Consider the following 20,427-nt stretch of genomic DNA (forward strand, 5'->3'; position numbering starts at 1 on the left):
TAGTAAGGACGAGGGATGACTAGCGAAGAGAGACCCGTCGTGGACCCTCGCATCAGCCTTTCTACTTGGGCGAACAAACAATCGGAGTGGGTGCGCTCCATCGTGAGGCAGGTCATAGCCACCGGACGTCCACTGACGCAGGACGATATCGACGGCGTATACGACCTGTTCCGGCAAGAAAAAGGACTCGACAGAAGGGAGCTTCCTTCTGAACCGCCGCTCTCAGTAGAGGCAAGTGCCGAATCGGCAGAGGCACCTTTGGTGATCACCCGTCTTTCGGATATCCACGGTGTGAATGCGCTCGTTTCTGGCTCAGTGATCGAGCCGCACGATGGTCTCACTATTCTTTACGGAGAGAACGGTACAGGTAAGACCGGATACTCGCGAATATTCAAGGCGCTTGCGGGAAGCCGTACAGCTGATCACATTCTGAGTAACGTAAACACCGCAACGCCAGAGGCGCAGTCGGCTTTACTCAGCTATCGGGTTGGCGCGATTGACGCAACCTTCACCTGGAAGGGTGAAATCGGGAAAGCCCCGTTTACAAGGATGTCTATTTTCGACAGCCCAAGTGTTAACTTCCACGTCGATGCAGACCTTGAATATGTCTATCGGCCATCCGCGCTAGCGCTGTTTGACCACATCAGTGCAGGCATACGTGGAGTTCAGAGCAAGATTAGTGATTCGACCAGAGAGCTCTCCTCTGGGTCTGCGTCTCTCCTAAGTCGCTTCGCGCGTGATAGCAGTATCTACCCGCAGATTGAAACCCTGGGCGCATCCACTGATCTCCCCGCGCTCGAAGCGAGGGCAGATAGCGCCCCCGATACAGATGAACGGATTGATAACGCGCGTCGGGCTGTCGCCGCGTTGGAGGCAAACACGATCGCCTCCGAGATCACTACGCGGCAACGGCTCGAAAGAGCGCTCGAGCAAGCGGAAGCAGCGGCCACCAAACTATCTGTCTTCGATGGAGGGGCATACGACGCAGCACTTGCTCAGCTCGTTGAGCTTCGCAGTGACCTCGCCACGTTCCGGGGGGAGCTATTTCAGGCAGCCAACCTGCCAGCGGAGCCTGATGATACCTGGAGCGCCTTTGTGGCGAGCGGCGATGCATACCGGCAACATCTCATCGACCTCGGAGTTCACAACCATGAGGTTTGCCTGTACTGTCGCCAGACGCTGTCAGCAGCCGCTGCGGAGCTTCTCGGAAAGTATCGGGAATTTCTCGAAGACAAGATCAGCGCCGACATCCGGGTGGTATCAGCGCGGATTGAGCGAGACAAATCTGCCCTCGTCGTCGCGACAAATGACCTCGAGTCGCTCGTCGCAGACTACGCCGAGGAGGCCGATACCCTCCCGATCTTAGTCGATCTCCGTTCCGTTGCGGATGTAGCCGCAGTAGCTCGGGATGTCAGCAAAGCTGGGACTTCAGTCGGTAACCAACTGGACGTCGCTGATGACGAGTTGATCGCTCGGCTTCATGCTGCCCGCGTCAAGATTCAGGGGGAAATCACACAGCTGCGGGAACAGGCTAAAGATCGCGAAAAGGCGCTCATCGAAAAGCGGATCGAGCTCCGTGAACTTGTTGCTGCTATTGAGCTTGCTCAATCGCTTCCGGAGATAAGGGTCCAGGTTGGCCGCGCGAAGGAAAGTGATCAACTTACGACGCTAGCAAAGCCCTTGGCTGGGCTTCTACGTGCTCTTACCGATCAGGCGAAGGCCGCTAGTGATGAGCTCATTAATCAGAACTTCGACATGCTATTCGACGAAGAGTGCAGGGCGCTGCGGGCGCCTGCCCTCAAACTGGAGTTTGTTGGCAGGCAGGGCAAAGCGCAGCGTCGTAAGACCATTGTGAAACATAAGCCCTCCCGGGTGCTATCTGAGGGTGAACAGAAGGTGCTCGCGATGGCGGATTTCCTGGCCGAAGCTCGGCTCGCCGGAATCACTGCACCCGTGCTCTTCGATGACCCAGTCTCGAGTCTCGACCACCGGAGAATCAACGAGGTCGCTCAGCGCATCGTTAATCTCTCGACAAGCAATCAGGTCATCGTTTTCACGCACGACATCCTCTTTGCCACAACTCTTCTGGCACTGTCGGAGAGTACGGGGCGTTGCAGCTATCTACACATCACAGACGATGAGGGCAAAGGCCAGGTTACAAGGGCGAGTGGCCCACGTTGGGATACGCTCAAGAATCTCACGTCGAATATCAACAAGACGATCCAAGCTGCAAAGGCCGCAACTGGCGAAGCCCGTGCTGCCCTTGTACGGGAAGGATTCGACTGGATTCGTTCATGGTGCGAGGTGTTTACTGAAGTCGAGCTGCTTCAAGGCGTATCTCAACGCTACCAGCCAAATATTCGTATGACAGTTCTGCCCAAGATCAAGGCCGGTGCTCTCCCTGATGCCATCAGCGTAGTTACTCGCGTTTTCGATGACGCGTGCCGCTACATCCCTGGACACTCGCAGCCGTTGGCGACACTTGGGGTGGCGCCAACCCTCCCGGAGCTCGAGGCCCGTTGGCAAGAGCTGCAAGAGGCAAGAAAGCAGTACTTGGCAGCCTGACGCCGCGCTTATCAGCGGTGCAGCAAGAGGGGCAACTACAAGTCGGCGGGGGGCCGTGACGTGAGGAAGGCCTGAGCAGTGCCGTAGCTACAGCCAACCTCGGCGGCGATAGCACGGATCGCCCTGCCCTGTCCGCGCAGCTGGAGCATGCGGGTCTTCTGCTCGGCGGTCAGACTTTGCTGGCGCATTGCAATGCCGCGTTCCTTAAGAAGACGTAGCAGCGAGGACTTGGCGATGCCGCACTCGGCAGAGAGGGCCGTGGTTGGCTCTCCTGCCTCGTAGCGCGCGATGAGATTGTCGAGCACGTCAGCGCCAAGCCGGTCAACGAGCCGATAGCGCTGGCGAGGAGCGGGCAGGGCTACCGCCGACTGGGTGTGCGAGGTGTCCGCGGTCTGGCTTTCGATTGCAGCAGCGATAGCTTCGAACTGGCTCATTTTGTGGAGGGCATGCTTGGAATACTGTGTAAGCAGCTCGACCAAGAATAAGAATCATTTTCATTAGACCTACCGGTCGCAACAGGGGTCGTCACAGCGTTGTGGCGACTCCTTTAATTTGCTGCGGTACAGATTTAGTGGCGATGAGGCAAGAATCGGAGCCTTTCACCACCCCTGTTAAAAGGTTTGAGTCCAGCCAGGTGTTTTGGCTGCGGTACGGGTTTTTGAAGCTAGCTCCACAACACTACCACCCCTGTTAGGTGTACCGCAGATGTCGTGCAACAAGCAACACCGAGCGGTACGTTAGCGCGTGCTGAGATTCACCAAGCGAGTGGACTGCATAACCGTTCAGTGGGACCCACTATTCGACAGGTACGGACACCACTATTGTTAGCTTGTTGCTCTTGCTTCCGTAGCTGCGCGTGAGATTTCATACGTCCCCTGGGCAGTCGCAACCTAAACAAGGAAACGTATCAATTTCATCTTCAAGGCAAGCTTGCGGACATCAGCTGGGCGGAACTTTGTGACACCAAGTGAGGGATCCATGTTCCATAGTCGTATCTTTCCGCCTACCGAATCGGGAGACGCCTTGCAGGCTTCTTTCATAGCATCGACTGCAAGTACATTACCTTCCGATAAAGTCATGTTACTGCGGTAGCCTTGCTCGAACGTATTCAATACTGACTTCCGGCCACTACCGCCCTGACCATAGGGCGTCTTGTACTCCTGGATCGCCCAATCGGGCTTCGCGATGCGATAGATGTGCGGAGATTGATCCGCGTCATAGCCTGCCACAATGAATTCCATCGATTGATACTCATTGCCGTCGAACGATCGACCAAACATGCGAGCTATCGGTGTTACGCCTCGTACCCCCTTTTGCCCTACAATTGAGACGAGTTCACTCATGCCATTCTCCAGCTCTCGAGGCATATGGCCGGCTGACATTAGAACACATTGGGGAGATATCTCGAAAATCTTCACCTGGTCATCAGCCACTAGTTCTCTCGATTCCGCATCAAGAGCTCTTCCATCAGCAATAAGAACCATGCCCTCTTTAGTGGTGACTGCGGCGATTGTCGTCATATAGTTTTAGTATATAGATAAAGACTCCAACTGGCTCCAAATAATAATCGAGTTTTCTTTCTCGCCCAATTCTTGCGGGCGAGAAAGCGAGGCAGCTATGCCACGAGTCACGAAGCGTGACCAATACAAGCGTTACCAGGAGCTCCGCCGGATTTGGTTGGAGCCACTAAGCGGATCATTCGGCGTCCTGACACCGACCGACCAGTGGAAGGTGCATGCCTTCTACCGGCCAAGCGAGCGACTGACGTTCGAGGAGTTCAATGCGAACCTGCGGGAGATCAAGCGGCGGCGGCCGGGGTTGGTGCATGTCGCCGGGAAGCTGAGCCGGCAGATCCTGACGGAGGCTGCCCGGCTAGCGGCAGTCAGACTAGAACCGATGCCGTCGGTCGTTGCGCGCGGATCGAAGCGTCGGGTTCAGCACGTTCGAGAAGTTACGGTCACCGGTATCGTGCGACCGACGCCGGATCTCCACAAGCTAGCGAAGGCGTACCTCGAGATTGCAAAGGGCATGCTCGAAAAGGAAGAGCGTGACAAGCAGGACACCGACGACAATTCGACTACAGACCCGTCAGATCCGACTGCATCTTGAGAAAGGCCTGGGCAGTGCCGTAGCTGCAGCCGACCTTGGCGGCAATGATACGAATCGCCATGCCCTGCTTTCGGAGTCGGAGGATGCGCTGCTTTTGCTTGGGCGTCAGGCGTTGCTGCCGCATCGCAACGCCGCGCGATTCAAGAAGCCGCAGCAGCGAGGACTTGGCGATGCCGTACTCGGCGGCGAGAGCCGTGGTCGGCTCGCCTGCCTCGTAGCGTGCGACGAGTTTGTCGAGCGTGTCGCCGCCTAGCCGGTCGGCCAGGCGGTAGCGCTGGCGAGGAACGGGTGGGGCTACCGCGGAGTGGGTGGGCGTGGTGTCCGGGGGTTGGTTGTTAAGGGCGGTTTGGATGGCTTCGTACTGTTCGAGATAGTGGCGAGCACGCTTTGAATAGTGTGTAAGGACCTCGACCACGAGGCCGCGGAAACCCAAGGGTTCCGCGGCTTCTGCGTTGGTGAGATCTGAACGCGCCATCTAATACCCATCGAAAGCCCCTCCCGCAGAGGGCTCTCGTAGCCCCGGCGTCCGGCCCGGCGGCGTTCCTCCCGGATGCTCCCGGATGGCCCGGGATGCCCGGTGCACCTGCCGGGCATGACCGCTCCAGCATCCCTCCCGCAGCCTCTGCCCGGACTGCCGCCGCTGCTCGACATCCGCGAGCTCTCGGCATATCTGGGCGCCCCGGTCTCGACGATCTACGACTGGCGCGCCAGGGGGCTCGGCCCTCGCGCGTACCGTTTCGGCAAGCACCTGAAGTTCGCGGTGGCCGACGTGACCGCCTGGATCGAGGCGCAGTGCGACCCGGCGTCGTCGTCGTCGCCGTCGTCGCCGGATCGGCGGTGACCCGGTGAGCCGCCCGCGCCTGACGATCGGCACCTACGGCGAGATCACCACCCGCCGCCGCCCGAGCGGCCGCATCGAGGGCCCGCACCCGCTACCGGGACTGGGACGGCACGGGATTCCCGCCGCATTAATTCCCCCTCGCCGCTTCCGCATACGCGGCGAGCGCTGCCTTCCGGTCGGGGTGCACGGGAATGAACAGGCCGACCGTCCGACCGTGCCTGGTCACGGTGACAGGCTCCGACGATGGACTTCTCGTTGCGGATACCGAGCTTCATCAGCATGGCGTCGCCCCTCATGACATCCGAATCGGTGTAGCAGACAATGCACAGGTGCATAGATGGCCAGTTGCTGAGGTCAACTACGAAGGCCACAATCGATGCTGTGATGGCTTCCGCGCCGGGTACGGTCGGGCGCGAGTCGGAACTCGCGTTGATCAGCGCATTTCTCGACTCGGCCAGCGGTCGCATGAGCGCTCTGCTCATCGAGGGAGAGGCCGGCATTGGCAAGTCCTGGTTGTGGCGCGAGACCTTGCGGGTGGCCGATGAGCGTGGGTATCGCGTGCTCGCCTCTCAGCCCACCGAGAGCGAGGCCGAGATCGGTTTCGCGGGACTGATCGACCTACTGGGCTCGTGGATGGACGAGGCGGCGACCGATCTGCCGGAGCCTCAGCGACTGGCTCTCGAGGCTGCCCTGATGCGCACTTCGTCCGACACGGCGTCCGGCAAAGGTGCCGTTGCCGTCGCGGTGATGGGTGTCCTTCGCAAGCTCGCCCGTTCGGCGCCAACGATGCTGGCTATCGATGATGCCCAGTGGCTGGACGGGCCGACGCGCCAGGCGCTGGGGTTCGCGTTGCGACGCCTCGACGCAGAGCCGATCCGCGTCGTCCTCGCCCGCCGGACGGACTGGCGCCCGGACGCGCTCATCGAGCACCTCGATGTGACTCGGCTGGCGGTTCCGCCGCTGTCACTGGGCGCGACATACCAGCTTGTACGTGCGCGGCTTGGGGTCTCCCTCGGGCGGCCGGCGTTGGTGCGGGTTCATAAGACCTCAGCCGGCAATCCGTTCTTCAGTCTCGAGCTCGCACGAACGTGGATTGACCGCGGCGGGGTTGCCGACGTAGGCCACCTTCCGGTGCCGGAACGGCTCGGCGATCTGCTGCGCAGTCGTCTGATCAACCTGTCTGAGGGCACCCGCCGCGTCCTGCTCCTCGCTGCGGCGATGGCGCCACCGAGCGTGATTGAACTCGGGCGGGCAATGGCCCGCCCGGTCGAGCTCGATATCGCCCAGGCCGAGAGGGCGGGGATCATCGACTCCAGTGGAGGGACGGTGAGGTTTACCCATCCTTTGATGGCTGCCACGGTGTATGAGATGTCGACTGCGGCTGAGCGACGGATGGTGCACCGGGAGCTTGCCGACGTCGTCATGGATGCCGAGGAGCGGGCGCGGCATCTCGCGCTGACGCCGCCTGTACCAGATGAGACGCTGGCTGCGGTCCTGGACGAGGCGGCCATCCGCGCGGCTATGAGGGGTGCCACGGACGTGGCGGCGGTCTTCGCGCAGCGAGCGCTGGAGTTCACCGTCCCTGGTGATCTCGATGCCGCCTTCCGGCGCGCGACCGCGGCGGGCGAGCTCGCCCTGGCGGCCGGTGACCGCTCTCGTGCCCGAGCGCTGTTCGAACGCGCCGTCGCGGATGCGCCCCAGGGTCCTGGACGAGCCGAGGCGCTGCGGTGGCTGGCCGAGCTCTCGACTCCGCTCGGTCACGGCCTCGCCTTGTGTGACCGGGCTCTGGTGGATGCGGGACCTGAAGCAGCCGTCGCGAGTCGGATCCACCGGACGAGAGGGGCGATCGCTTACTTTATCGGCGACGTCCCTGTCGCCGAGCACCATGCCAGGCTCGGCGTCGAGCTCGCGGAGTGCAGCGGTGACGACCAGGCGCTCGGCATGGCGATCGCCGAGCTTGCTCACTGGACCTACTGCGGCGGAGGAGGGGTACGCCGTGATCTCTTCCAGCGTGCGATAGCGCTCGACGGCTCGGCGGGGGCGGCCTCCCCGCGCAGCCACATGGCCAAGGTCGTGATGGACAACGATGGACACGTCGAAGCCCGGGGGCTCCTCGCCCTTCTGCTCGACGAGACCATGGAGACCGGCGACCTGTACTCGGCATCGACGCACCTGTTCCATCTGGCCGAGCTTGACGTGTGGGCCGGAGACTGGCGCGGCGCCATCGGGCATGCCGAGGAGAGCCTGCAACTGAGACAACACCTCGACCAGGCCAGCGCGCCCCTGTACGTCGAGGCCATGGCCCGCGCGTGCCTCGGTGACGTCGATCAGGCCCGACGCATTGCCGGGGCCGGCCTGGCCGAGGCTCGTCGCGCGGAGGACGTGGTCTTCTGCATGCAGAACCTGCATGTGCTCGGGTTCGTCGAGATCTCCCTCGGTAACCACCAAGCCGCGCAGGCCCGCCTGGGCGAGGCGACCGACCTGATGCGGGCGCGCTGGAACCGGGAGTTCGGAGACTGCCACATGGTCCCCGACGAGATCGAGGCCCTCGTCGCACTCGGGGACCTAGCCCGAGCCGACGACCTCGCGGCGTGGATGGACGAGGTCGCCCAAGCAACCCAGCGTGCCTGGACGCTGGCCACCGGTGCCCGCTCCCTGGCCCTGATCCAAGCTGCTCGAAACGACCTCGACTCGGCAGATGCAACCCTCGAACAGGCGCTGGCTGCGCACGAGCGACTACCCATGCCCTTCGAGCTCGGCCGGACGCTCCTGTCGCGCGGCGTCGTTCAGCGCAGGATGAAGCATCGAGCGGCCGCCCGCGACACGCTCGAGAGGGCGCTCGCGCTCTTCGAAGACCTCGGCGCAAATTTGTGGGCCGAGCGGGCACGCTCGGAGGTCGCACGCATCGGCGTACGGTCAGGCGCCCAGGTCGGCCTGACGCCAGTGGAGCAGCGGATCGCTGCCCTAGTCGCTGAGGGATGCATCAACGGGGAGATCGCCGCGAAGCTCTCCTTGAGCAGGAAGACGGTCGAGGCAAACCTGTCGCGGACCTACCGGAAGCTGGGCGTCCGCTCTCGGACGGAGCTCGCGGCGACGTTGTCGACGCGCCAAGGGCCGGCCACCTAACCGGGCGTCGAAAAGCTGACAATCGAGGGAGTTCCCCGATTACGGTTCAGCATCCGCGGCCTACTGTACTCACATGATGCATGCCCTGCAGAAGAGCTTCCTGATCGAGCGATATTGGCCCGGTGTCAGGCGATCAGACGTCGCGACCACCGAGGAGAACCTCTGGCGCGCCGCGGACGATCTCAACCGCGACGGTGTTCCGATTCGGATTCTGAGTTCCACCTGGATCCAGGGCGATGAGGTGGTGCTGACGCTGTTCGAAGCCGGCGAGCACGACGACGTGCTGGAGGTCTGCCGTCTCAGCGACTACGCGTTCGACCGTATGCAGCCCGTCGAAGTTGTCACAGCAGCGAGCCAGAGGTGGCGTGGTGAAGAGCATGGCTGAAATCCAAAGCGTCGACACAAAGGAGATCTCCGCCCTTCGCGAAGTCCTGCGCGGCCAGATGCTGGTGGCGGGCGACCCAGAGTATGACGAGGCACGTCGAGTGTGGAACGGCGCCATCGACCGTAGGCCGGCTCTGATCGTCCGCTGCGCTAACGTCGCTGACGTGCAGCAAGCGGTGGCCTTCGCGACGCGCCACGGCCTGCCGATCGCGGTGCGAGGGGGTGGGCACAGCGTCGCCGGGTTCTCCACCTGCGACGCAGGCGTAGTCATCGATCTCGGCCTGATGCGCAGCGTGTTTGTCGATGCAGACGCAAGGGTGGCTCGGGCCCAAGCAGGGGCCACCGGCGCCGATTTCGACCGAGCCACCCAGCAGCATGGTCTCGCCACCACGCTGGGCGTCGTGAGCACGACCGGAATCGCCGGGCTCACGCTCGGCGGTGGGATCGGTTGGCTGATGCGCAAGCACGGGCTCGCCTGCGACAACTTGCTGTCCGCCGAGCTGGTCACCGCTGACGGCTGCCTGGCCACCGCCAGCGCCACCGAGAACCCCGAACTCTTCTGGGCCCTGAAGGGCGGGGGAGGAAACTTCGGCATCATCACCTCGTTCGAGTACCAACTGCATCCGGTCGGTCCAATGGTGTACGGCGGGAGCGTCGCGTTCGCTCGCGAGCACCGGCGCGCCGTTTTGGAGTCCTACCGGGAGCTGGCCCGGAAGGCCCCAGACGAGCTGACGGCGTACGCGGCGATGACCTCAGCCCCAGACGGCTCACCGGTGGCCGCGATCGCCGCCTGCTACGCGGGCGACCCGGCCGACGGGGCACGCCTGCTCGACCCAACAAAGGCCGCGGTCGGCGAACCACTGCTCGACAATCTGGGGCCGCTTACCTACAGCGAGCGCCAGAGCCGCATGGACGCCAGCTACCCGCCCGGCGAGTACCACTACTGGCGCTCCTGCTTCCTCGACGACCTCACCGACGAGGTCATTGACATCCTGATCGAGCGTGCCAGCAACATCCAGGCACCACCCGTCCTGGAGCTCATCGTGGAGCAATTGGGTGGCGCGATCGCAGCGGGTGACGGAGCCTTCGCGCATCGCGACGCGAACTTCGACGTACTCATAGCGGCCAACTGGACCAACCCCGCCGATCACGACCGGTGCGTGGCCTGGGCGCGCGACACCGCTGCGGCACTAGGACCATACTCGCGCGGGGGCTACGCGAACTACGAACCCGATGCAGAGGGTGCCTATGTGTCGGGCGCCTACGGCGACCGCTTGGCCAGACTCGGCGCCGTGAAGGCCCAGCACGACCCGACCAATGTGTTCCGCCTGAACCAGAACATCCCGCCATCGTGACGGAGTTCCCGACCGAGGCGCTTCGCGACCAGCTCAAGACCGGGCTACCCCGAAATAACATGCAGATGCATGCAGTTGTCGATGCATGTGAAAGCCTTCGGATTTCTCTCCTTCGGACACTATGCACCGCTGCGCGGCTCGCAGACCGGAACCGCCACGGACATGATCCGGCAGGCGGTGGACCTCGGCGTGGGCGCCGACGAGCTCGGGGTCAACGGCGCCTATTTCCGTGTGCACCACTTCGCCCCGCAGCAGGCGGCTCCCATTCCGCTCCTGAGCGCCATCGCGGCGAGGACCCAGCGCATCGAGGTCGGCACGGGCGTCATCGACATGCGCTACTGCATGTCGGGGTCGCTGCATTGGTGACGGATGCGGCGTTCTCACCCGGTCGACGGCCCGAAGAACCAGGGTGCATAGCTGGAGCACCCAGAAGGAGCCGACACCTGGTTAGGTATCGGCTCCTTCTTCATCCCTCCGGAAGGGTTATTTGCCCTTTGGAGGTCGGGGCTGCGGCTGAGGCGTGGGCTTCGTACCGCTACCGCTCTTCGAGATGCTGGTTAGCGTGGAAGGCAGCTGGATCTTGGGCCGGGGGTCCGGCGGCGGTTTCGGCATGAGTCCTCCTAGATCTTCTTGAACTCGTGAAGCGTTGAAATGATCATACTGGCGATGAGGGCCATGACGAGGAACGAATAGCCCCACGTGATGGTCCGGCCGAGGAACTTGAGGTGGTCAGCGTCGTCATCGAGCGACTGTGCGGAGTCTGTCACGATGCTGTACCGCACGCTGTAGCTGTCTGCCACCAACCGCTCGTTGATGAACTTGGAAGCCAGTGCGTCCTTGCCCTGTTTGGGAACGAGCGAGAAGAGCCCGATGATGGCCGAGGTGGCACCCAGCAGCACGCTGATGTACTGCCATGGGGTAGCTGGCTGACTGGCCTGGACGACGCTCACTACCCCAGATGCCGTCACAAGGAGTGATCCCCTAGTGTGCATGCTGGCAATGCGTTGGAGCAGCAGTGGCCGCTCGCGGGCGATCTCTTCCTGGATGAGGGTCAGCTGCTCGATTGGCTCCGCTGGTTCCACCTTCGTGAACGGGAGCCGCAGTCTGAACGCCATGCCCCGAGACTATCGCGGGCAGGATACCGGGAGCCGGATCAACCTGCACGATCCGCAGCATCGTGGAGGAGGCCTTCTTCCAGGAGACCTGATGGACCGGCTCGGCGTGGGGCAAGGGCCGGCGCTCTAGGTAGTCATCGGCCGGTTGTGACGGGGCTGTGCACTCCCATATTGCGGCGAGTCCACCAGTCGATGACCTCCACGTCCCGGCCGGCCCTCGCGAGTCAGCAAGGCGCGTCGCCCATCGCTCCAGTCCCGCCCAACAAGACCGCCCGCACAGCGAACGTGCACAACATAACGGACATTATGGCGTGGATTTGAGGTGTGTCTTTAACCACCGCCCAACGCTCCGCCCACGGCGTGGATTCAGATGTGAGACCAGGGCAGCAGGGCCACGGAACTACAATGGGCGGATGGAGCACCGATCTGAAAGAGTCAGCGCATTTCCCTGCGATCCGGGCTCCTAGCTCTCTTAGAGTCCTCGTCCGTCCGGGAGTGTCCGAGCCGATAGCATACGGCGACCGGTTTACAGCGGACTGGCATGTCCCGCCCGTCCTCCGCCTGTTGTTCCTCCCGACCCTGTTCCTACGAGCAGGAGGCGAGTTTCAGGCTTCTGCACCTGCATTCAGTTCTTCCTCTGATGCAAGAAGACGTTCGACAAAGGCTTCGGAAAATGAGGTCATGCGATGAGGCAAAGAGAGCAGTTTGGGGTAGGCAAATGCGGCCAGATGGGCGTTCTTGTCACTGAATACGGAGCGTCGAGGGTTGGGCCTCCCGCCCCGCTTCCGGGCGGTTACGACGTCCCTTGGGTTAGTTATCAAGCTATTTGCGGTTGCCGCTGGCTCGCGGAGTCGCATGCCACGAGGGAGTCGGCTGTTGAGGACCTCAGGGAGCACTTGGACACGGGACATGGAGCGTACCCGCCCTTCAACTACCGGCCGTACAAGACCTTCTTCCTCGCAGCCATCCTGCCGCCGGGTGTTCTCGCATTTCTGGGGTTCGCACTGGGTGGCGAGTTCGGTCCATTTCTTTGGGGAAGCCTCTCTGCCTGCCTTGCAGTGCTGGGGATCAGCGTGCTGCAGTGGCGCTGGCGCAGCTATTACGCCTATGACCGGCCACGACCGCCGGGATCGCGCGAGCATGCTGCCCGGGGAGGGGAGCCTCCGACCCCGCGGCCTTCGCTCCTAGCGTTTCGGCGACGCTCGGCAGGACAGCCCAGCAGAAGGCCGAGCAAAACCGGACTTGTTCTCAAGGCTTCTTGTTCCGCCCTTTTCTTGGGCGGTGGGATCTATGACGTTGCGAAGCATTCCGGCGACCCCTCATCTTCATTCCTGATCGCGGCGGCGCTGGGGTTGTGGTTCGCCGTTTCGCTGCGCAGAAGGCGTAAATCCGCCTGAAACTGCGCCCTTGGGCCCCCGGCCCAGAGCGATTTGCGGGCTGCACCATCCCCTCGGAGCGGGCTACGCGGTCGAGTTCATGGCAAGGCCGCGCCCACGGCCTCGGGGGATGGAACGAGCCGGTACCCGGGGCGGCCCCGCCCGGGCCGGGCCTGGGCCGACCTCGGCATCGACGCCGGCAGGCGCCTCAGCGATCCCCGCTCATCGAGGTCTCCCATCGAGGTCTCCCACTCGCGCCCCCCGCACGAGGTGGTAGCCGTAGCGACCGCGTCCAAAGGTGAGATGGTCTCGCTTCCGCCGGGCGAACCCAAGCCCCATTGACAGTTGTCGGGGTGTGGAGGATGGTGGTGGGCATAGCATGCCTGCCGAGTGGTTGTGTCCTAGGATCCCACAACGTTGAGGGTCCGGCGGGGCAGCCACGGCCGGGGCGCTGGTTGTGGTTTGAGGGCTTTGACGTTCTAGCACCGGGCGCTCGGTCAGCGCCAGGCATCGGCGGTTCGGGGGTTCGGCATTCGCGCTTCCCTGCCGAGACCGCAGTCAGAAGATCAGGCGCTGGCTCCTTTCACGGGCTGCAGTTCAGGTGCGTTTCCAGCTGGGACCGGGTTCAGGGTCCGGACACCCCCGGGACGGTGCCTTCGGGCATCAAAGGGGTCTCTGCCCTCCACCGGAGCGTGACGCGGGGCCCTGTGAGCCGGGGTTGCCGGTGCCTTTGCGAACATGTGAAAAGGCGGCAAGTCAAATGGCCCGCGAACAGGATCCGCGTGAATCTGGTTCGAATGAAACTGCGGGCCCGCTTGGGCCCGCGATGGGGGCTGCGGCGTTTGCCGCATCCGCGGGTGCGGATGTGCCTGGGACTGCTGGTGGTGGCCGATCCGGTGCTGGCCTTCCGGGCGGTTCGGGGCGCTGGGTCCGGAAGGAAGATCTCCTGGCCGGTTTTAGCGTCAGGGCCCTGCGCTCGGGGGCGATCGTCGGGCTGGTTGCCTACTTCGGTTCCCTGATCGTGGCCCTGGTTCTGGTGATGCTCGCTGCGCTCGGACTGGGCACGGCCGATACCGACGCCCGGTACGGAGCTGCCGCGCCGGGTCCCGGCGGACCGGTCCCGTCACTGTGGACGGTAGTGTTCCCGTTGGCGGCCCAGCTGGTCAGCATGGGGATGCTCGCGATGCCCCATGCGAACATGAACGTCTTCCTGGGCATGGTCCATGGATCGGTGAGTATTTTCGCGGTGCCCTTGCTGCTCACCGCGGTGAGCCTGTCCGCACTGTTCTTCGGCAGCCGCGCCGCCGGCAGGAGGAACCCAGCCGCCGCCGGGACACTTGCGTGGGTCCCTGCCCTGGCCGCGGGAATCGTCTTCACCGTCCTCGTCAACGCTTTCGCCGCGATCTTCGGCCTCGCCCTCCCGATCCCGGGCGTCCAGGGCCTCAGCTTCTCAGCAGCCGACTTCGGCTCCTTCGTCCTGGTTTTTGTCCTCGCGAGCGCTGCCGCCCTGGCAGGGGCGAACCCGACCTGGCCGCACCGGAGGCAATCGCACCCCATCGCGGCACACCCCATCGCGGCACACCCCATTGCCAGCCTGGCGCGGCCGGCACTGCTCACCGCGGGGGTGCACCTGGGCATGTTCTCGCTGATCGCCGTCCCGGCCACAGTGATCGTGGTGGGATTGAAGTTCGGCTGGGCTGCCGTACTCTCGGCACCGCTCTGGGCCCCCTCGGCGGCCCTCTACCTGTTCGGGCTCGGACAGTTCAGTCAGGTCGGGTTCACCCGGGCCGCCGGTTCGCTTCTGCCCTGGGCAGGGGGCGGGAGCGAGTCCACCTTCGTATCGGCCTTCGGGCTGGACCAAGTCGGAGTTCCGGCATGGGCCGGATGGCTGCTCGTCGTGCTGGCGCTGGTATCTGTCCTGGCCGCGTCCATGCTCTGGTATCTCCGCCGCGGACGCCTTGACCGGCACAGCATCACCGGCTGGCTGCCGCTGCCAGTCGCGTTCCTCGCGATCGGGATCATCGTGACCTGGCTGAGCACCGTCTCCGTCTCCGCCGAGGCCAGTTCCACCCTCGGTTCCGGCCAGGCACCGGTCCGCGGCTCCGTCGGCATCGCCCTGGCATGGTGGGCTCCTCTGCTGATGTTCCTCTGGGGTGTCCTCGCCGAGGCCTCCGCCCGCTACGCCGCGCCGCGCGTGCTGGGGCTCCTTCCCGCCCGGGCCGTGGCACTGCTCGCCGGACACCGCGCACCAGCCCCCGGCGCAGCGCCGGTGAACTCCGCTCCGGCCGGCATCGCCCCGCACGGACCCGCCACACGGCCCTCCCCGACAACAGCCCCGGCCGGCACCGCGCCGCACGGACAGCCTGAGTACCCCGTGATACCGCCGCGCACGCCGCTGAACCCCAGGACAAGACGCCGGATCGCCCTGATCGGCGGTGCGTGTGCCGCCGTCGTGGTCCTCATCGTGGGAGGCTTCCTCGCGGTGAACGTCATCAAAGGCGCCAACGGCCCCGACAAAGTCGTGCACTCCTACCTGCAGGCACTCCAGGACGGTGATGCACGAAAAGCACTGGACATCAGCGACCCCAACATCCCCAACGAACAGCGGCTGCTGCTCACCAACCAGATCTTCGGGCAGGCAGCCAAACGCGTCGACGGTTTCGCCATTCTCGGCACCGACATCAGAGACAACGCGGCAACCGTCCATGCGCAGCTGCGCCAGGATGGCCGCTCAACGGACGTGGACTACCACCTGGCCAAGGCCAGCCCGGAGCTCCTGGACGACCACTGGAAACTGGGTCAGGTACCCGTGGAAAAACTGACAATCAGCACCGACAGCCCGTTCGCCAGCCCACTGACCGACACGGTCACGGTCAACGGCACCGACGTGAAGCTCGGGCCACCGGACAACGGCCAGGTCTCGAGGTACACCCTGCCTGCATTCCCTGGCAGCTACACCATCGGACTGTCCAGCAAGGAAAAGTATTTGACCGCCGCCGGCGGATCCGTCATGGTCACCGTCGGAACCGGCCAGCAGCAGGCCCCGGCGATCAAGCTCCAGCCCGCCCCCAACGACGCTTTCCTGGCCGAAGCCCAAACCCAGGTGAATCAGCTGCTCACCCAGTGCGCCCTCTCCACGTCTCTGCGACCGCCCGGATGCCCTTTCAGCCATTCCTCACTCTTCGACACCCGCAACGTCAAGTGGACCATCACGACCATGCCGACCGTCTCCATCACCGGCCCCTCGATTGATGTGCGCACCTCTGCCTGGCGTCTCTGGGCCCGGAACGGCACGGCCACGGTCAGCTACGAAGCCAAGACGGCCTCCAGTCCCCAGCCCCAGTGGAAGGCAATGACGGACAAGGCCAACCTGGATTTCTTCGGCACCGCCACGCTGCAGAACGGCCAGGTGTCCGTATCGATAGGCGGGTAGCGCAAATGGCCACGGCACGGTCAAGACAACCGAGGCTGGCTACGGTGCTCGCACTCGCCCTCCTCACAGCCTCTGGGATAGGGGCACCTGCCGCCGCGCGTCCATCCACCGTGACCTCGCCCACTCAAACGGGCCGGATCACGTTTGTCTGCCCTCAGGGTGTGTGCGCGATCAATGGCGACGGCACCGGAAGGGTCACACTCATCACCCCCACAACGCCACCAGGCTTGGGTCCAAACCCGATGATCAATAGGTCAGAACTCTCACCAGACGGCAGGAAAGTAACGTACTCCACCGGGCCCAACGCAGACTTGCACATGTGGGTAGCCGACGCGGACGGTTCCCATGCGATTGATCTCGGCCATGGAGCTCTTCCGTCATGGTCCCCGGACGGAACCCGCCTCGTCTTCATAAACAGTGCGAGATTCGGTGGTATCTCCGTAATCAATGCCGATGGCACCGGCGCCCGCCTGATCGTCGGCGAGGGTGGTAGCTCTCCCAGCTGGGCTCCGGACGGCAAAAAAATCGTTTTCACCACCAGACCCACACCCAACGGAAACCCGGCCTTGTCCGCGGGGGTCTACACGGTGGCAGTGGATGGCGGGTCGCCGACGCTGCTCATACCGGGTGACCATGAAGTGGCCCTTTCCCCGGACGGGTCGAAGATCGCCTTCGTGACCTTCCGCCGTCCTGGCAAGACGGGGGTGCTGGGTGTTGCGAATGCTGACGGTACCGGAGCGCGTGCCCTGGACAACGGCAAGGACTCCTCGCCGAGCTGGTCTCCCGACGGCACCAGCATCCTAGTCCAGCGGTACACGCCGTCCGGCGCAGGCCCCTTCATCGCGGTCAACGTCGACGGGACCGGCGAGCATCAGATCCTCGCATTCACACCGCCGGACTTCGGGGACGAACCCCGCTGGGGTGCACGTGGGCTCCCCGGCGGCCCGCAGAAGCCGACGCCGTCCTCTCGACAGGTCAGCTGGCTCCGCGGTGGAGGGCCGGCCCCTGCAGGGACAGGCAATTTCGCCTACGACCCGGCCCTCAAAGCCGCCGTCTACTACGCGGGAACCGGCGACCAACGAACATGGACCTGGGATGGAGCCTGGCATCCTTTCGCGGGTGACTCCCCGCTGCTGGGCAGCACCAGCGGAATGACCTATGACCCCGCACGGCAGCAGATACTGCTACTGGGCACCAATCCGTCGAACCCTTCAACCGGGCAGACGTGGATCTTCACGGCGAACCCACAGCCCGGATGGAAGCATCTGGCTCCGGCACACCAACCCTCGCCCCGCACGGCCGCTTCCATGGCCTACGACCCCGTAGACAAGCAGGTCGTCCTGTTCGGTGGAACCGGGCCGGACGGCAAGGACCTAAATGACACCTGGACCTGGGACGGCAGCGACTGGACGGAGCAGCACCCCGCCGCCAGCCCAACTCCGCGAAACCACGCCGCCATGTCCGACACGACGGTACATCCTGGCGCGGCAGGACCAGGCGGCGTCCTGCTGTTCGGCGGATACGCCCAGCCGGCCGCGCTGACCGATTTCTGGCGCTGGCAGCACCAGACCTGGAATCCCGTCCGGATGCCCCTGACACCCACGGCCGGCAGTTACTACATGATCGCCGAGACCGGCGAATCCCCGCCCAGGACCTCGCTGATCGGCACTGACAGCAACGGCTCGTTCAGCGAATGGAGCGGAGACGACTCCACCTACTGGCTCGCGCGCGAGCCAGCCCCACCCCCGGACCTGAAACACTTCCTCCTCACCTACGACAGCGACCGCCACCTCGCCCTCGCACTGGGCAGCCAGCCCGACCAGTTCTGGACCGGAAGAGAACCAAACTGGATACAGGCCGACTGCAAACCGCCGCACAGCGACTGCGGCACCATCAACGACTCCGACAAACGCCGACTTGGCCTGGACCCCTACTTCCAGTCCACCGCCGACGACGGCCTGTTGGACGCCTGGAAGATCCCATCCGACCCGCCCGTCCCCGGAGCAGGCTTCGTCTCCGACCCGTCGACGGGCCCCGACACTGCTTTCGTCCTGGGCCCATACAGCCCCCAGCCCCGGGACGACAACCCTCCACCCATACCCCGCTGCAAGGACCACCTGGCCCCTTCAACCGTTTCGGGTTGCGTGGACGACGACGGGCTGCCCTCCCAAGGCTTCAGCTGGTTCAACCACCCTCCTGATCTGTTCCACAAAGACGTCTACCTCGAAGTCGACTGGCAGCAATGCCAGAACGTGGACGCAAAACCCGGTTCCTGCCCCGGCGACTTCCACGCGCTGGCACTTGACGTGCGGGCAACGGACCCATTGCATCATGCTCCCTCGCTCGCGGGCATCCGGGACGTGATCATGATGTTCGCCAAAGCACCGGTTTTCAACCCGGACGGCACCCACGGGATCAACCTCAATGTTCTGCTGGACGAGCCGATCCCGCACACCGACTCTTGCCACCAGGCCTCCGAAGACACAGGCGGCACCGATGACCCCATCCGCCATTCCCTCAAGGACAACAAGGAAAGCTTCGGAACCCACTTAGCCCGCGTTATAGGTGAAGCTTCTGGCTACGATCTGGTGGGGGCCAAAGCCAAGGCAGTGCGCTACGTCTGGTCGGGCCACAGCACATCCATGACCACCTCAAGCGGCAACTGCCGGCCACCAGGTCTTGGTCCGTTACCACCAGCCGGCGATCTACCGTCCTACGACTACACACCGTACGGGGACGCCTGGGCCGGCGGCAGGGACATCCTCCTGTCGTTGAGCATCATGTGGACCTGCCCAGGCCGCCTCACGGGCTGCACCAAAGTCCTACCACTGCCACCACTGCCCAGAGACGTAATGCTGCCGCCACCATTTGGCCCACCATTGTACGCACTGCAACACATTCCCATTTATCCAAAGGCAACTGCCGACAAGGGCCCTACGACCGAGTTCCCGGTGAGCTACCTGCTTGGATTCGGTGATCCGGGCGATGCACCGCTGCCCGACCAATCCGGCCTGGAGCAGATGTGGGGCCGCGCTTTCGCCCACATGCTGGGCGTCTCCCTGGGGCTCAGGGACGATGAAGCAGCCAACGACCCGACCGCGCCCGCACTCATCCAGAACGGTCAGCCAGTACTGAGAGGAATCGATTCCTATTCGAGATGGACCGGGCTGCAGCTCGCTCCCAAGGGCGTCGGCAGTGCGCCGCGGGAAGCCACGGGGCCAACCATCAATGCTCCGGGCGGCCCCAGGGGAGCGGACTTCCAGGCGCTCCAAGTCTGCTCTCCTAGTATCAAGCATCCGGCACACTTTTGGGAGTCCGGCCTGCCCCCCGGCTTCTACCGCAACGACAGTGGCCAAGTAACCGACCCACGGGACCCTTGCGAGACGCGTTACCAGGCCCCGACAGCTCAGGGCACGGCCCTTCTCACGTCGCCCAACGTATCCTCCTATCACATCGAGACCGCCCAGCATTTGCCGGGGGCGCCACCGCCTTCATCCGGGGCTTCGGCAACGCCTGCATCATCACCCGCCGCCTGCACCAAGGACGAGATCCCGGTGATCAATGCCGACGACCGCACGGTCACCAGCGACAAGCCAGTCGACTCCACCATGGTCCTGCATCTTGTCGGCTGCGACAGCCCCGCCCCTGTAACCGTCCAATACACCGTGGCGGATCTTCTCGATCCCACTGATACCGGCACCGGGCCGCCCGATCAGCCAACCGCGCTCGCGACCGGAACCGTGACCTTCCCGCCCGGCTCCCACGAAGAACAGGTCACCGTTCACAGTCCAGCCCCCGCGGGGACCCAGCCGCGCGTGCTCCGGTTGGGCCTCCACGGCCCGGTCGGCGCACACTTGGAAAAGGCAGAAGGACTCCTCCTGGTCAAGGACTCCCAAACTTTCGCCACGACCACTTCTCCAGATAGCGGAACAGGTCAAACACCCAATGACGGCAAAGACCAACAACCAAGCGGTTCGTATTTCCCACTCCTAGCAGTTGGGACTGCGGCGCTGGTCCTGATACCGGCCGCGCTGCTCCTGTTTCGCCGTCATCGGAAAAACCCGACTGGCAGCAGCCACGGCGCTTAACCGGCTCTTCGCGTTTCGGCGGGAATGGTCCTGCT

12 protein-coding genes and 1 pseudogene are annotated in these 20,427 nt (G+C 63.8%); 9 read left to right on the forward strand and 4 right to left on the reverse strand.

Annotated elements, in window-relative coordinates; genetic code table 11:
- The first annotated feature begins 15 nt into the window (after positions 1-15).
- Positions 16-2,565, forward strand: coding sequence for an AAA family ATPase (locus LF262_RS14730; RefSeq protein ID WP_235781155.1), 2,550 nt, complete (start codon positions 16-18; stop codon positions 2,563-2,565).
- 35 nt (positions 2,566-2,600) lie between these two features.
- On the opposite strand, the gene LF262_RS14735 is transcribed toward LF262_RS14730, so the two are convergent.
- Together LF262_RS14735 and LF262_RS14740 are read right to left on the reverse strand one after the other, a co-directional pair.
- Entirely contained in the window at positions 2,601-2,999 is a 399-nt protein-coding gene (locus tag LF262_RS14735) for a hypothetical protein (RefSeq protein WP_235781156.1), read from the reverse strand.
- 456 nt (positions 3,000-3,455) lie between these two features.
- On the reverse strand, positions 3,456-4,085 hold the full coding sequence (locus tag LF262_RS14740) for an Ntn hydrolase family protein (protein WP_235781157.1): 630 nt from the start codon (positions 4,083-4,085) through the stop codon (positions 3,456-3,458).
- A 157-nt stretch (positions 4,086-4,242) separates the two neighbouring features.
- On the opposite strand from LF262_RS14740, the gene LF262_RS14745 reads away from it, so the two are divergent.
- Entirely contained in the window at positions 4,243-4,674 is a 432-nt protein-coding gene (locus tag LF262_RS14745) for a hypothetical protein (protein WP_235781158.1), read from the forward strand.
- On the opposite strand, the gene LF262_RS14750 is transcribed toward LF262_RS14745, so the two are convergent.
- The gene (locus LF262_RS14750) at positions 4,643-5,149 is read right to left on the reverse strand and encodes a helix-turn-helix domain-containing protein (protein WP_235781159.1); all 507 of its coding nucleotides are present in this window, start codon (positions 5,147-5,149) and stop codon (positions 4,643-4,645) included. The genes LF262_RS14745 and LF262_RS14750 overlap by 32 nt on opposite strands.
- Before the next feature lie 117 nt (positions 5,150-5,266).
- Between LF262_RS14750 and LF262_RS14755 the strand changes: the two genes are divergently transcribed.
- The 5 genes and pseudogenes from LF262_RS14755 to LF262_RS14775 form a co-directional block, all read left to right on the forward strand.
- Positions 5,267-5,515 (forward strand): helix-turn-helix transcriptional regulator, encoded by a 249-nt coding sequence (locus tag LF262_RS14755; protein WP_235781160.1) that lies wholly within the window; start codon positions 5,267-5,269, stop codon positions 5,513-5,515.
- Positions 5,516-5,899: 384 nt separating this feature from the next.
- The gene (locus LF262_RS14760; RefSeq protein ID WP_268933915.1) at positions 5,900-8,641 is read left to right on the forward strand and encodes a helix-turn-helix transcriptional regulator; all 2,742 of its coding nucleotides are present in this window, start codon (positions 5,900-5,902) and stop codon (positions 8,639-8,641) included.
- A gap of 73 nt (positions 8,642-8,714) precedes the next feature.
- A complete protein-coding gene (locus LF262_RS14765) occupies positions 8,715-9,026 on the forward strand; it encodes a hypothetical protein (RefSeq protein ID WP_235781162.1) in 312 nt (103 codons plus the stop codon).
- Positions 9,019-10,380: an FAD-binding oxidoreductase gene (locus tag LF262_RS14770; protein WP_235781163.1), complete on the forward strand. Its 1,362-nt coding sequence runs from the start codon at positions 9,019-9,021 to the stop codon at positions 10,378-10,380. The genes LF262_RS14765 and LF262_RS14770 overlap by 8 nt, the downstream gene beginning before the upstream one ends.
- Positions 10,381-10,467: 87 nt before the next feature.
- A pseudogene (locus LF262_RS14775) lies at positions 10,468-10,719 on the forward strand (LLM class flavin-dependent oxidoreductase); the annotation flags it as partial.
- 281 nt (positions 10,720-11,000) lie between these two features.
- On the opposite strand, the gene LF262_RS14780 reads toward LF262_RS14775, so the two are convergent.
- Complete coding sequence (locus tag LF262_RS14780) at positions 11,001-11,495, reverse strand: hypothetical protein (RefSeq protein ID WP_235781164.1); 495 nt, start codon at positions 11,493-11,495, stop codon at positions 11,001-11,003.
- 2,136 nt (positions 11,496-13,631) lie between these two features.
- On the opposite strand from LF262_RS14780, the gene LF262_RS14785 reads away from it, so the two are divergent.
- Both LF262_RS14785 and LF262_RS14790 read left to right on the forward strand, forming a co-directional pair.
- Entirely contained in the window at positions 13,632-16,304 is a 2,673-nt protein-coding gene (locus LF262_RS14785; protein ID WP_235781165.1) for a hypothetical protein, read from the forward strand.
- A gap of 317 nt (positions 16,305-16,621) precedes the next feature.
- Entirely contained in the window at positions 16,622-20,392 is a 3,771-nt protein-coding gene (locus LF262_RS14790) for a TolB family protein (RefSeq protein ID WP_235781166.1), read from the forward strand.
- Positions 20,393-20,427: the final 35 nt, after the last annotated feature.

It is taken from the genome of Sinomonas notoginsengisoli, from assembly GCF_021554725.1.
In the GTDB taxonomy this organism is placed as follows: Bacteria; Actinomycetota; Actinomycetes; order Actinomycetales; family Micrococcaceae; genus Sinomonas; species Sinomonas notoginsengisoli.

What these genes read in the sequence shown, in the direction of transcription:
- LF262_RS14785 (WP_235781165.1), top strand. Translation starts at nt 13,632, where the DNA reads ATGGCCCGCGAACAGGATCCGCGTGAATCTGGTTCGAATGAAACTGCG.
- LF262_RS14765 (WP_235781162.1), top strand. Translation starts at nt 8,715, where the DNA reads ATGATGCATGCCCTGCAGAAGAGCTTCCTGATCGAGCGATATTGGCCC.
- LF262_RS14770 (WP_235781163.1), top strand. Translation starts at nt 9,019, where the DNA reads ATGGCTGAAATCCAAAGCGTCGACACAAAGGAGATCTCCGCCCTTCGC.
- LF262_RS14755 (WP_235781160.1), top strand. Translation starts at nt 5,267, where the DNA reads ATGACCGCTCCAGCATCCCTCCCGCAGCCTCTGCCCGGACTGCCGCCG.
- LF262_RS14780 (WP_235781164.1), bottom strand. Translation starts at nt 11,495, where the DNA reads ATGGCGTTCAGACTGCGGCTCCCGTTCACGAAGGTGGAACCAGCGGAG.
- LF262_RS14760 (WP_268933915.1), top strand. Translation starts at nt 5,900, where the DNA reads ATGGCTTCCGCGCCGGGTACGGTCGGGCGCGAGTCGGAACTCGCGTTG.
- LF262_RS14740 (WP_235781157.1), bottom strand. Translation starts at nt 4,085, where the DNA reads ATGACGACAATCGCCGCAGTCACCACTAAAGAGGGCATGGTTCTTATT.
- LF262_RS14790 (WP_235781166.1), top strand. Translation starts at nt 16,622, where the DNA reads ATGTGGGTAGCCGACGCGGACGGTTCCCATGCGATTGATCTCGGCCAT.
- LF262_RS14730 (WP_235781155.1), top strand. Translation starts at nt 16, where the DNA reads ATGACTAGCGAAGAGAGACCCGTCGTGGACCCTCGCATCAGCCTTTCT.
- LF262_RS14750 (WP_235781159.1), bottom strand. Translation starts at nt 5,149, where the DNA reads ATGGCGCGTTCAGATCTCACCAACGCAGAAGCCGCGGAACCCTTGGGT.
- LF262_RS14735 (WP_235781156.1), bottom strand. Translation starts at nt 2,999, where the DNA reads ATGAGCCAGTTCGAAGCTATCGCTGCTGCAATCGAAAGCCAGACCGCG.